This is a genomic window from Streptomyces torulosus (assembly GCF_001419765.1).
GTDB classification, from domain to species: domain Bacteria; phylum Actinomycetota; class Actinomycetes; order Streptomycetales; family Streptomycetaceae; genus Streptomyces; species Streptomyces torulosus.
This window is the reverse complement of the sequence record NZ_LIRK01000471.1, coordinates 1-12,083: the sequence shown is the minus strand read 5'-3', so window position 1 is coordinate 12,083 and position 12,083 is coordinate 1. Positions and strand designations below refer to the sequence as shown.

10 protein-coding genes and 2 pseudogenes are annotated in these 12,083 nt (G+C 73.3%); 1 reads left to right on the top strand and 11 read right to left on the bottom strand.

All coding sequences use genetic code 11. From position 1 onward, the window contains the following. Nucleotides 1–128 (top strand): annotated as a pseudogene (locus AOK23_RS52055) (DUF1295 domain-containing protein); the annotation flags it as partial. Nucleotides 129–454: 326 nt separating this feature from the next. Here the strand turns inward: AOK23_RS52055 and AOK23_RS29880 are convergent. From AOK23_RS29880 to AOK23_RS29840, 11 genes and pseudogenes are all read right to left on the bottom strand, one after another. After that, nucleotides 455–1,279, bottom strand: a complete 825-nt coding sequence (locus tag AOK23_RS29880; RefSeq protein WP_055715711.1) for a DUF1295 domain-containing protein — start codon at nucleotides 1,277–1,279, stop codon at nucleotides 455–457. Continuing rightward, nucleotides 1,276–2,595: an SAM-dependent methyltransferase gene (locus tag AOK23_RS29875; RefSeq protein WP_055715710.1), complete on the bottom strand. Its 1,320-nt coding sequence runs from the start codon at nucleotides 2,593–2,595 to the stop codon at nucleotides 1,276–1,278. Before AOK23_RS29875 ends, AOK23_RS29880 begins: the two co-directional genes overlap by 4 nt. Beyond that, entirely contained in the window at nucleotides 2,592–3,863 is a 1,272-nt protein-coding gene (locus AOK23_RS29870) for a class I SAM-dependent methyltransferase (RefSeq protein WP_055715709.1), read from the bottom strand. The genes AOK23_RS29875 and AOK23_RS29870 overlap by 4 nt, the downstream gene beginning before the upstream one ends. Beyond that, on the bottom strand, nucleotides 3,860–4,618 hold the full coding sequence (locus tag AOK23_RS29865) for a DUF1365 domain-containing protein (RefSeq protein ID WP_055715708.1): 759 nt from the start codon (nucleotides 4,616–4,618) through the stop codon (nucleotides 3,860–3,862). The genes AOK23_RS29870 and AOK23_RS29865 overlap by 4 nt, the downstream gene beginning before the upstream one ends. Further along, complete coding sequence (locus AOK23_RS29860) at nucleotides 4,615–5,931, bottom strand: NAD(P)/FAD-dependent oxidoreductase (protein WP_055715707.1); 1,317 nt, start codon at nucleotides 5,929–5,931, stop codon at nucleotides 4,615–4,617. The genes AOK23_RS29865 and AOK23_RS29860 overlap by 4 nt, the downstream gene beginning before the upstream one ends. Nucleotides 5,932–6,081: 150 nt before the next feature. Next, the gene (locus AOK23_RS29855) at nucleotides 6,082–6,819 is read right to left on the bottom strand and encodes a flavodoxin family protein (RefSeq protein WP_055715706.1); all 738 of its coding nucleotides are present in this window, start codon (nucleotides 6,817–6,819) and stop codon (nucleotides 6,082–6,084) included. A gap of 62 nt (nucleotides 6,820–6,881) precedes the next feature. Further along, nucleotides 6,882–7,172, bottom strand: a complete 291-nt coding sequence (locus AOK23_RS51740) for a hypothetical protein (protein ID WP_338056536.1) — start codon at nucleotides 7,170–7,172, stop codon at nucleotides 6,882–6,884. Next, a complete protein-coding gene (locus AOK23_RS52050) occupies nucleotides 7,166–7,684 on the bottom strand; it encodes an alpha/beta fold hydrolase (RefSeq protein WP_420823764.1) in 519 nt (172 codons plus the stop codon). The genes AOK23_RS51740 and AOK23_RS52050 overlap by 7 nt, the downstream gene beginning before the upstream one ends. Continuing rightward, a pseudogene (locus tag AOK23_RS52045) lies at nucleotides 7,579–7,830 on the bottom strand (hypothetical protein); the annotation flags it as partial. The pseudogene AOK23_RS52045 and the gene AOK23_RS52050, both read right to left, overlap by 106 nt. A 117-nt stretch (nucleotides 7,831–7,947) precedes the next feature. Further along, nucleotides 7,948–10,437 carry a SpoIIE family protein phosphatase gene (locus AOK23_RS29845; RefSeq protein ID WP_055715705.1) on the bottom strand — a complete coding sequence of 830 codons (2,490 nt, stop codon included), beginning with the start codon at nucleotides 10,435–10,437 and terminating at the stop codon, nucleotides 7,948–7,950. 123 nt (nucleotides 10,438–10,560) lie between these two features. Then, on the bottom strand, nucleotides 10,561–12,083 hold a 1,523-nt coding region (locus tag AOK23_RS29840), incomplete at its 5' end, for a phytoene desaturase family protein (protein ID WP_055715704.1).

Here is a 12,083-nt window from a genome sequence, read left to right as displayed (position 1 = left end):
TCGCGGCGCACATCGCCCGCCGGGGCCGCGGCCACGGCGAGGACCCCCGCTACGAGGCCATGCTGTCCAAGGCGCCCGGCAACCGCGACGCGTACGCCCTGCGCATGATCTACCTGCTCCAGGGCGCCCATGGAGTGGCCGAGCAGGACCGTGGGGACGGGGCCGACGCGTGCGCCGAGGTCGTCCAGGGCGAGTTCGGTGTCCCGCACCGGGTCGGCGCGCAGGTCGTTCCAGCCGCGCAGACGGTAACGGACCTGGGCGACCAGCACGTCCCGGTCGGGCAGTGCGGTGGACACCGCCCGGACGAAGGGGTCCATCCGCAGGGCGGCGAGCTGCCAGGGGCGGGCGGGGCGGTGGCTCACCGCCTGCCCGCCGTGCAGCACCAGGACGGCCGCCTGCGGCCGGATCGGGGAGGCCCTCAGGAGGAGGGCGTCCCCCTGCCGCGGTCCGTACGTCATCGTGCTCCCGCCCCGCTGTGCGTCCGCTTGGGTGGCCGGGGGAAGAAGCCGCTGGTGCGGGCCTGGTACTCGGTGTAGCCGGGCCGGTCGGCCATGTGCTTCTCCAGCAGCCGTTTGCCGCTGCCCCGGGTGAGCAGCAGGCTCATCACCACCGGTGATACCACGGAGACCGCGGCCACCGCCGGGAAGTCGCAGGCCGTGAGGAACAGACCCCACCAGACGCAGAAGTCCCCGAAGTAGTTGGGGTGCCGGGTCCACGACCACAGGCCCCGGTCCATGATCCTTCCCCGGTTGGCGGGGTCGGCCTTGAACCGGGCCAGTTGGGCGTCGCCGACCGCCTCGAAGCCGAGACCGACCGCCCACAGGGCCGCGCCGACCCAGGTGAGGGCCGACGGCGGGTCGGGCACGTACTGCGCGGCCTGCACGGGCAGCGACACGAGCCACACCAGGGCGCCCTGGAGCAGGTAGATCATGCGCAGGGCGTACGCGTCGCGGTTGCCGGGCGCCTTGGACAGCATGGCCTCGTAGCGGGGGTCCTCGCCGTGGCCGCGGCCCCGGCGGGCGATGTGCGCCGCGAGACGCAGCCCCCAGATCGCGGTCAGCGCGGTGACCAGCAGCCGCCGCACTGGGTCGCCCTCGTCGGCGGAGGCGACGCAGGTGACGACGGCGACCGCGGTGAAGCCGACGCCCCAGGCGATGTCCACGATCCGGTGCATGCCGAGGCGGACCGCGACGGCGAAGGTGACGAGCATGACCGCGAGGGCCGCGGCGGCGGCCCAGGCGAGGTTCAGCGCGAAGGCGCTCCACGGGAAGTCGCTCACGGCCGCTCCAGCCCCTCGTACCAGGTGTGCGTGGTCGCCGGGAGGCCGCTGTCGCCGTCGGGGCCGGGCCGTACGGCGAGGATCTGGTCGACGCCCATCCGGTCCTCCTCGAACGCCAGGGCACTGCCGACCAGGTACAGCCGCCACACGCGAGCGGTCTCCTCCCCCACCAGCCGGACGAACCGCTCCCAGCGGTCCTCCAGGGTGCGGTGCCAGGCGCCGATGGTGCGGACGTAGTGCTCGCGCAGCGACTCGGTGTGCCGGACCTCCGGGCCCGCCCCCTCCAGCAGGCCCACCGTCTCGCCCAGGGGGCGCATGTGCATGTCGGGGGCGATGTACGCCTCGATGAAGGGCCCGCCGCCGGGGGCGACCCTGCCGCGGGACATCTGCTGGACCAGCACCCGGCCGCGCGGCCGGACGAGCCGGTGCAGCGCGGCGGTGAACGCCGGGTACTCGGCGTCCCCGACGTGCTCCCCCATCTCGACGGTGGCGACGGCGTCGTAGGGGCCGCCGTCGATGTCGCGGTAGTCCTGGCGGACCACGTCCACCAGGTCGGTCAGACCGCGCTCGCGGACCTGCTCCCGCACGTGTGCGGCCTGTTCGCGGGCCAGGGTGACGGCGGTGACCCGGGCGCCGTACCGCTGGGCCGCGTGCAGGGTGAGCGAGCCCCAGCCGCAGCCGATGTCGAGGAGCCGGGCGCCGGGCACCAGGGCGAGCTTGCGGCAGATCAGCTCCAGTTTCGCCCGCTGGGCGTCGGCGGGCCCGAACTCGGCGTGCTCCGCGGCCCAGTAGCCGCAGGAGTAGGCCATGGTCTCGTCGAGGAGGAGGGCGTAGAAGTCGTTGGAGAGGTCGTAGTGGTGGCTGACGGCGGCCCGGTCGCGGGCCCGGCTGTGCAGGCCGCCGCGGAGCCGGGCCCGGGAGGCGGGGGCGGCCGGCCGTGGGCCGAGCGCGCCGAGCCGTACGACGGTGGCGACGGCGCGGGCCCGGCCGGCGGGTGTGAGTCGCGGCGGGCGCAGACGCAGCTCCCGGTGTGCGGCCCACGCCGTGCGCAGACCGTGCGCGAGGTCGCCCTCGATGTCGAGTTCGCCGGTGACGTACGCCTGGGCGAGGCCCAGTTCGCCGGGCTGCCACAGGAGGCGGCGGAGCGCCCGTCGGGACCGTACGACGACCACCGGGGCGTCGGCCGGGCCGGTCTCGCTGCCGTCCCAGGCGCGCAGCCGCACCGGAAGGTGGCCGCCGAGGGCGTCCTCGGCGAGGGCGGTGAGCAGGTGGGCGACGCCGGAACGGGCCGTGATGGTGGGGGCGGTGGTGGTCATCGGGTGGGGCCCTCCTTGTCGAACAGGTAGTGGTGCACGTCGAGGTAGCCGGCCCGGAACCCGGCCTCGGAGTAGGCCAGGTAGAAGGTCCACAGCCTGCGGAAGGTCTCGTCGAAGCCGAGCGCCTCGACGTCGTCGGCGCGCTCGGTGAACCGCTCCCGCCACAGGCGCAGCGTCTCGGCGTAGTGGGCGCCGAACGCGTCGCGCCGCGCGAGGCGCAGCCGGGTGTGGTCGCGGGCGGTGTCCTCGATCGCGCGGGTGGAGGGGATGCGTCCGCCGGGGAAGACGTACTTGTGGATCCAGGTGAAGGTGTCGCGGGTGGCGAGCATCCGGTCGTGCGGCATGGTGATGGCCTGGAGGGCCACCCGGCCGCCGGGGGCGAGCCGCTGGTCGAGGGCGCGGAAGTACACCGGCCAGAACTCGGCGCCGACCGCCTCGATCATCTCGACGCTGACGACGGCGTCGTACTCCCCCCGTGCCTCGCGGTAGTCGCACAGCTCGACGGAGACCCGCTGGTCCAGTCCCGCGGTGCGGATGCGGTCGCGGGCCAGGTCGCGCTGTTCCCGCGAGAGGGTGAGGGAGGTGACGTGAGCGCCGCGGGCGGCGGCCCGCAGGGCGAGTGCGCCCCAGCCGGTGCCGATCTCCAGCAGCCGGGTGCCTTCGCCGACCTCGGCCAGGTCGAGAAGGCGGTCGATCTTGCGGTGCTGGGCGGCGGCGAGCCGGTCCCCGTGGGCGGGGAAGCCGCGGAAGACGGCGGAGGAGTAGGTGAGGGTGTCGTCGAGGAAGAGGGCGAACAGGTCGTTGGACAGGTCGTAGTGACGGCTGATGTTGGTGCGGGACCCCTCGGGTGTGTTGCGCTCCTCGTACGGCTGGCGCGGCGCCCACAGGCCGCGCAGGCGTTGCAGCGGGGCCGGGACCAGTTCGGCGGCGTGGGCGGCGAGCACGGTGAGGGCGCCTACCAGGTCGGGGGCGTCCCACTCGCCGGCCATGTACGACTCGCCGAACCCGACGAGGCCGACGGTGCCGACGCGGGCGTGGAAGGCGGCCGGGTCGTGCACGTCCAGCAGCGGCCCGCCCAGGCCGACGGTGCCTCTTCCGGCGAGCCGGGCCCGCAGCGGCAGTTCGCGCAGGGCCCGCCGGACGAGGGCCGAGGTCACGGCGGTGCGCAGCGGGGAGGAGGCGGGGACGGCGGCGACATCGGGCCAGCGCACGGGATCGACCGGGGCGGTCGGGCCGCCGGGGACGACACGGGGTTCTGCTGTGGTCATGCGGCGTTCTCCGGGATGCGGTGGTCGGGGCGCGGGTGGAGGGGCAGTCCCCGCAGGTAGAGGCGTATGCCGTGGGCCCGGATGGCGGCCGACACGGCGAGGGTGGACCAGGGGTGGCGCGCCGCCAGCCGCAGCAGGGTCCGCACGGTCGCCTCGCGCCGGGTGCCCCGGACGGTCGCGGTGAGGGTGCGGCCCTCCTCACGGTCCAGGTGGACGGTCAGGTCGAGTCGCGTTCCGGGCGACGGCAGCCGCATGAGGTAGCGGCCATCGACCGGGAGGAACGGCGAGACGTAGAACTCCTTGTCGGCGCGGTACGGCCCGCCGGCCGTGCCGGTGCCGCCGGCGGGCAGGAGGTAGCAGTGGCGTCCGCCGTAGGTGTTGTGGACCTCCGCGACGACGCAGCGCAGTTCGCCGCCGGGTCCGTGGCACCAGAACAGGGTGAGCGGGTTGAACACATACCCGAGCACGCGCGCGTGGGTGAGCATCAGCACCCGGCCGCCGTCGAGGCGAACGCCCCGCTCGGCGAGGAACGCGTCGAGGCCGGCCCGGATCGAGGGCTGGTCGCCGGTGAAGTGGTCCCGCGGGTCGAACCGGGCCAACGGCCGCAGGAGGAGCGGCAGTCGGGGCGGCCGGTCGGGGTCGAGGAACCACAGGTAGGTGCGGTGCCGCAGCGCGTAGCGCCGGGGCGTGGTCCGTACGTGGGCGATCACGCACGAGTAGAGGGCGGGGGCGGGGGTGTCCGGTACGGGGTTCACCAGCGCGCTCCCAGGGCCGCGGCGGCCTCGACGCCCGAGCGGCAGCCGTCCTCGTGGAATCCCCAGCCGTGGTAGGCGCCGGCGAAGGCGCAGACGGAGCTGTCGAGTTCCGGCAGCCGTCGCTGTGCGGCCACCGACTCGGGGGTGTAGACGGGGTGTTCGTAGACCATGCGGGCCAGGACCCGGCCGGGGTCGACGCGGTCCTCGCCGCCCAGGGTGACCACGAACGTCTCGGCGGCGTCCAGGCGTTGCAGCCGGTTCATGTCGTAGCTGACCCGTACCCGGTCGGCGCCCGCGTCGCAGGACGGCAGCAGGTGGTTCCAGGAGGCGCGGGCGCCCCGGGACCGCGGCAGCAGCCGGGGGTCGGTGTGCAGGAGGGTGGTGTTGCGGGAGTAGCGGAACGCGCCCAGCACCTCCCGCTCCGCCTCGGTCGGGTCGGCCAGCATCCGCAGCGCCTGGTCCGGGTGGACCGCGATCACGACGGCGTCGTACGACTCGGTGGTGCCGTCGGCGGCCGTCACCGCGGCGCCGTCGGCGTGGCGTCGTACGGCTCGGACGGGCGTGCCGGTGCGGACCTCGTCGATGTGTTTGGCGACGCGGTCGACGTACTCGCGCGACCCCCCGGTGACCGTGCGCCACACCGGTGAGCCGCCCACCGACAGCAGTCCGTGGTGTTCCAGGAAGCGGAACAGACAGGCGGCCGGGTAGCGCTGGGCGGTGGCGGCGTCGCAGGACCAGACGGCGGAGACGACCGGGGTCATGAAGTGGGTGCGGAAGTAGGGGGAGAAGCCCTCCCGGTCCAGGAACTCCCCCAGGGTGAGCGGCGGATCACCGCCCCGGGCGAGCAGTCGCCGGGCCGCCCGGTGGAAGACGGGCACCTCCGCCAGGAGCCGCAGATAGCGGCCGCGCAGCAGGTTGCCGGGGCGGGCGAACAGTCCGACGGGGCCCCGGGCGCCGGCGTACTCCAGTCCGCACCCCTCACACCGGACCGACATGCTCATGTCCGACTCCTGCGTGGCGACGCCGAGTTCGTCGAAGAGCCGCAGCAGCCGTGGATAGGTGCGCCGGTTGTGCACGATGAACCCGGAGTCGACGCGGTGCACGCGTCCGTCGTGCGTCGAGGTCAGCTCGTGGGTGTGCGCGTGCCCGCCGAGCCGGTCGTCGGCCTCGTACAGGGTGACGTGACCGGTCCGCCCCAGGATGTACGCGGCCGTCAGGCCCGCCACCCCGGCGCCCACCACGGCCGTGCGCCGTCCGTACCGTGCCGTGTGCTCCGAGTCGTGCGGAGCCTTGCCTCTGTCCCGCGGATCCATCGCCTCTTCCTCCCGCCCTGTGTGCTCCGGTTCTCGCGTAATCCGGAGCAGGTCGGGCGGTGGATTGGCACAGCGGTGAATCTTGTCGCGAGCGGGAGGACGGACGGGCCGCGTGGGCGGCCGGGACCCTCGTGACCTGCGGCGAAGGGGTCAGCGGTGCTCGGGATTCTCCGCACCCGGGCGGCAGCCGGCGTCCCACTGGGTGCGCTGGTTGCCCTGGGCCGGCATGCCTCCGGCGCGCTTCAGCAGGGCCGCCATGTGCATGAGGTTCCAGGTCATGAACGCGGTGTTGCGGTTGGTGAAGTCGTTCTCCGGTCCGCCCGAGCCGGGGTCCAGGTACGACGGTCCGGGGCCGGCCGCGCCGATCCAGCCGGCGTCGGCCTGGGGCGGGATCGTGTAGCCGAGGTGCTGGAGGCTGTAGAGGACGTTCATGGCGCAGTGCTTCACGCCGTCCTCGTTGCCGGTGATCAGGCAGCCGCCGACGCGGCCGTAGTACGCGTACTGCCCCTGCGCGTTGAGTTCGCTGGAGCAGGCGTACAGGCGCTCGATCACCTTCTTGGTCACCGAGCTGTTGTCGCCGAGCCAGATCGGCCCGGCGACGACCAGGATGTCCGCGGCCATCACCTGCTCGTACAGGGCCGGCCACTCGTCCGTCGCGAACCCGTGCTCGGTCATGTCCGGGTAGACACCGGGCGCGATGTCGTGGTCGACGGCACGGACCTCGGAAGTGGTGACCCCGCGCGACATCATGATGGCCGCGCTCTTGTCGATGAGGCCCTGGGTGTGGCTGAGCTGAGGGGACGGCTTGAGTGTGCAGTTGACGAACAGGGCGGTCAGGTCGTCGAAACGGTACGGCTGGTCAGCGGCGGGCGCCGAAGGAGCTGTCATGGGGTCAGCGTCTCGCGCGACATCCGTTTTGTCCCACTCCGACGCACCGCCCGTAGGTCACCTCAGCTCTGGCGCAGCGGACCGAAGAAGGTGCGCAGGTCGGTGACGAGCAGGTCGGGGGCGTCGTGGGCCGCCCAGTGGCTGCCGCGGTCGAACCGCCACCAGGAGACGATGTTCTTGTGGTCGCGCTCGGCGAACTTGCGGACCGGGCTGAAGTCGTGGGCGAAGCTCGCCAGGCCCGTGGGCACGGTGGTCGGCTCCGTGGGGTGCTCGGTGTGGCGGTCCTCCCAGTACAGCCGTGCCGAGGAGGCGCCGGTGTTGGTCAGCCAGTAGATCGTGGCGATGGTCAGCACGGTGTCGGGGTCCACGGCGGTGCCCAGGAGCTGGCCGATCCAGTCTGGTTGACATGCATGCCGATGACGTTGTCCGGGTTCTGCCGGGCCTGCTCGGGGGCCACGAACGCGCCCGCGTCGTTGCCGTGCACCCCGTAGCGCTCGTAGCCGAGGCGGCGCATCAGCTCGGCCCAGGCGGCGGCGATCCGGTGGCGGTTCCAGCCGGCCTCGCGGGTGGGGCCCGAGAAGCCGAAGCCGGGCATGTCGGGGATGACCACGTGGAAGGCGTCGGCCGGGTCCGCGGGGTTGGTCAGCTCGTCGACGAGACCCATGTACTCCACGAAGGTGTTGGGCCAGCCGTGGGTGAGGATCAGCGGGGTGGCGTCCTCGTGGGGCGAGCATGCACGAAGTGGATGGTCTGGCCGTCGATCTCGGTGGTGAAGTGCGGGTGGGCGTTGAGCCGGGCCTCGTGCTCGCCAGTCGTACGTGGTGCGCCAGCGCTCGACGAGATCCCTGACGTACGAGACCGGCACGCCGCGCTCCCACCCCGGGGCACCGGGCCGGTCTGGGCGGCGTCCGGGTCGGTGGGGAGCTCCTCGGCCCGGGTGCGGGCGAGGCGCTCCTGGAGGTCGTCCAGCTCGGCCTGCGGGATGTCAATCTGGAACCGCTTGATCTCCATCTCCCGCATCTCCAGCGTCCCGAGCACGCTAGCGGGAACGTTCGACGGGAGGACCAGTTCCGCGAACAGCTGTGCCGATGCCGGTTCCGCACCCCGCACCGTCCCCCTTCCCCGCGGTCAGCCGTAGGCGTCCTCCCCCTCCGGGCCGGGCACGCGGATCATCAGCAGCGTCACGTCGTCGTCATGGGTGGCCGGGTCCGGGAGGAGGGTGGTGATCAGCCGGTCCGCGGCCCGGTCGAGAAGCTCCGGGGCCGCGGGGGCGCCTTTCAGTGCCAGGTCGAGGGTGTGGGTGAGGACGTCGATCTGGACCTCGATGTCGGTGCCCGGTCTCTCCACGAGTCCGTCGGTGTAGAGCACGAGGGTGCTGCCGGGCGGCAGCGGCTGGGTGGCCTCCTCGAACGGCACTCCGCCGCCCAGGTCGTTGACGCCGAGCGGCACTCCGACCGGGGTCGGCAGTCGGCGGGCGGCCCCGTCCGGGGGCAGGGCGATGACGGGCAGATGCCCGGCCGAGCACAGGGTGACCTCGTCCTCGTCCTGGTCCATGACCAGGTAGACGCAGGTGACGAGCTGGTCGGCGAGGTCGCTGACGAAGGCGTCGAGGGCGGTCATGAGCCGGCTGGGCGTGGCGCCGGTGCGGGCCAGCGCGTGGGAGGCGGCGCGCAGCTGCCCCATGACGGCCGCCGCTTCCAGACCCCGGCCCATCACGTCGCCGACGATGACGCCGGTGCGGCGTTCGCCGAGGGGGATGACGTCGAACCAGTCCCCGCCGACCCCGGGGTCCTGGACGGAGGCCAGGTAGCGGTGCGCGCTGGGCAGGTGCGGGAGGCGGGGCGGCTCCCCCATGAGGCTGTGCTGGAGGGTGTAGGCGATGTGCCGGTGCTGCTCGTAGCGCTCGGCGCGGGCGGCCTCCGCCAGTCTGCGCTCGGTGATGTCCCGCACGGTCAGGACGACCAGGGTCTCCTGTTCGGCCTGGAGTCTGCTGACGCTCACCTCGACGGGGAACTCGGAGCCGTCGGGGTGCCGCCCGTACAGGTCCCGGTCCACGACGGTCGGCCGGGAGTCGCGCAGGCGCAGGTAGGCGCTCAGCAGGGCGCTGTGCCGTCGGCGCCGTGCGTGGGGCACGAGCCGGACGACGTCGTGGCCGACGAGGTCGCCGGGCGCCAGGCCGAACAGGCGTTCCACCTGGGCGTTGGCCATGACGATGGTGCCGTCGCCGTCCGTGATGAGGGTGGCGTCGGGTGCGGACTCCAGGAGGGAGAGGAAGCGCCGCCGGGCCCGCTGGACCTCCCGCTGGGCCGCGACGCGTTCGGTGATGTCGGTGATCACACCGCACACGGCGTAGGGCTTTCCGTTCGCGTCGTTCAGCGGGAACAGGGAGCTGAGGACATCGCGGTCGCCCTCCGGCAGCTTGATCAGCTCCTCGCGCTGCACGGGGGTGCCCCGGGCGAGCATGGCGAGGTCGGCGGCGCGGGCCTGGCGTGCGAGGTCGGGCGGCAGGACGTCCTCGTCCCGCAGGCCCATCACCTGGTCGCGGGACAGGCCCGTGCTCGCCTCGAACGTCGTGTTGACGGCCAGGAAGCGGCCCTCCAGGTCCTTGATGAACACCACCGCCGGCGTGTGGTCCATGAAGGCCTGGAGCAGTTCGTTCTGCCGTACCTGCCATTCGGCACGGGCATGGGCCTCCTCGATGCGGCGGCCCACCGCCGAGGCCTCGAGGACGACCGCCGTGAACACGGCGACATGGCCGGCCACGAGGAGCGCGGTGCCCAGCCGCGGACCGAAGAGGCCCGCGTCCTCGCCCGCGAGGACGCCCCAGCCGAGCAGGGGCGGTACGACGAGGACGGTGGCGAACAGCCGGCGCCCGAGGGCTCCGGTGGTGCCCGCGTTCATCAGCAGGCCCGCGGGGCCCTCGTCCGGCCGGGCCAGGAACGCGGCGGTGCCCAGCAGCACCAGGGCGATGCCGGTGTGCAGGGCCATGCCGGTGTAGGGCCCGAACCGTTCCAGCTCGGTCACCGCGTAGACGGCCCCGTACAGCCGCAGCATGCCGAGGGCGAGGACGGCCAGTCCGGGGATCTGACCGGTCCAGGCGGGTGCTCGGGGTGTGCTCGCGGACAGGGAGGCGACTCCCCCGAGTGTCAGGGCCGCGGCCGTGTTCGGTGACATCCGCCCGGGTGTGCCGGTGCCGACCCCGGCGGTGTCGTCGTCGAAGAGGAGTTCGTCGAGGCCGAGTCCCGTCCCGGTCAGGTACTCGAGGCCGGTGAGTCCGCCGACGAGGAGGGCCGGGAGCGCGGCGACGCGGGCCGCGGCGAGCGTCCGCCCGCCGACCGGGCGGCGGGCGACCAGGAACAGGGACAGGCCGAGGGTCAGGATCCCCACGGCGGTGTTCGGCTTCATGGAGACCTCGACGCCGGGCAGCGGGCTCTTCAGCGCGTCGGCGTCGACGATCCATCCGGTCAGGCTCAGTGCTCCGAGGAGGGCCGCCAGAAGGGCTGCGACCCGGGCCCCCGCCCGTGCGGCGGTCAGGACCGGGGCGTGGAGCGGCAGGACCCCGGCCTGTGTCGCTCCACCCGCGCCGGGCGGCTCGGACGCCCGCTGCTCTCCCGTCACCGCGTTCTCAACTCTGTGGACGAAGCCGTATCCGCACACTCGGCTCAGGTGCGGAAGGAAAGGTATTTACAGCGTCGCCCGCCCGGCCGGAATGCGCGATCGAGAGCGGCGGTCACGCAAGGGTCAGGAAGGGCCGCCGAGGGCCTCCAGTACGGCCATGGCCGCGTTGTGGCCCGGTACCCCGCTGACCCCGCCGCCGCGTACGGCGCCCGCGCCGCACAGGAGCACGTTCGGGTGGCGGGTCTCCACGCCCCAGCGCCCGGTGTCCTCCTGGGTGTGGGGCCAGGCGAGGGCACGGTGGAAGATGTTGCCGCCGGGCAGGCCGAGGTCACGTTCCAGGTCGAGGGGGGTCCTGGCCTCGATGCAGGGGCGGCCCTCGGCGTCGGTGGCGAGGCAGTCGGCGAGGGGCTCGGCGAGATGGGCGTCGAGCTGGGCGAGGGTCGACTTCAGGAGTTCCTCGCGTACGGCGTCGTTGTCGGCCTCGAACAGCCTTGCGGGGGTGTGCAGCCCGAACAGGGTGAGCGTCTGGTAGCCCTGCTCGACCAGGTCCGGGCCGAGGATCGTCGGGTCGGTGAGGGAGTGGCAGTAGATCTCGGAGGGCGGTGCCTCGGGGAGCCGGCCCGCGGCGGCCTGCGCGTAGGAGGCCGCGAGCTGGTCGTAGCCCTCGGCGATGTGGAAGGTGCCGGAGAACGCCTCGCGCGGGTCGACGGACCCGTCCCGGAGCCTCGGGAGCCGCTTGAGCAGCATGTTCACCTTGAGCTGTGCGCCCTCGGCGGGCGCCGGCGGCATGTCGCCGGTCAGCGTCGCGAGTTCCTGGGGCGAGGCGTTGACCAGGACGTGCCGGGCGGCGACGGTGCCTTCGCCGTCCGGTGTCCGGTAGGTGATCTCGGCGGACCGGCCGTCGGTCGCGATGCTCCGTACCTCGTGGCCGGTGGCGAGCACAGCTCCGGCCGCGCGGGCGGTGGCGGCGAGGGCGTCCGTGAGGGCGCCCATGCCGCCGACGGGGACGTCCCAGGCGCCGGTGCCGCCGCCGATCACGTGGTAGAGGAAGCAGCGGTTCTGGCTGAGGGTGGGGTCGTGGGCGTCCGCGAAGGTGCCGATCAGGGCGTCGGTGAGGACGACGCCGCGCACCAGGTCGTCGTGGAACGCCGACTCCACGGCGACGCCGATCGGCTCCTCGAAGAGGGCGCGCCAGGCGTCCTTGTCGTCGATGCGGGCCCGTAGCTCGTCCCTGGTGGGCAGCGGCTCGGTGAGGGTCGGGAAGACGCGTTCGGCGACACGGCCCGTCATGCCGTAGAAGCGCTGCCAGGACTCGTACTCGCGCCCCGAACCGGTCAGTCGTGCGAACGCCTCCCTGGTGCGGCGCTCGCCGCCGCCGACCAGCAGACCGGTGGGGCGGCCGTCGCGTTCGACGGGGGTGTACGAGGAGATCGTGCGGCCCCGGACGCGGAAGTCGAGGTCGAGGTCCCGGACGATCTTCTTGGGCAACAGGCTGACCAGGTAGGAGTACCGCGACAGCCGGGCGTCGACGCCGGTGAAGGGGCGGGTGGAGACGGCGGCGCCGCCCGTGTGCCCGAGCCGCTCCAGGACCAGCACGGACCGCCCGGCACGGGCCAGGTAGGCGGCGGCGACCAGGCCGTTGTGGC

What these genes read in the sequence shown, in the direction of transcription:
- AOK23_RS29875 (WP_055715710.1), bottom strand. Translation starts at nt 2,595, where the DNA reads ATGACCACCACCGCCCCCACCATCACGGCCCGTTCCGGCGTCGCCCAC.
- AOK23_RS29870 (WP_055715709.1), bottom strand. Translation starts at nt 3,863, where the DNA reads ATGACCACAGCAGAACCCCGTGTCGTCCCCGGCGGCCCGACCGCCCCG.
- AOK23_RS29860 (WP_055715707.1), bottom strand. Translation starts at nt 5,931, where the DNA reads ATGGATCCGCGGGACAGAGGCAAGGCTCCGCACGACTCGGAGCACACG.
- AOK23_RS29855 (WP_055715706.1), bottom strand. Translation starts at nt 6,819, where the DNA reads ATGACAGCTCCTTCGGCGCCCGCCGCTGACCAGCCGTACCGTTTCGAC.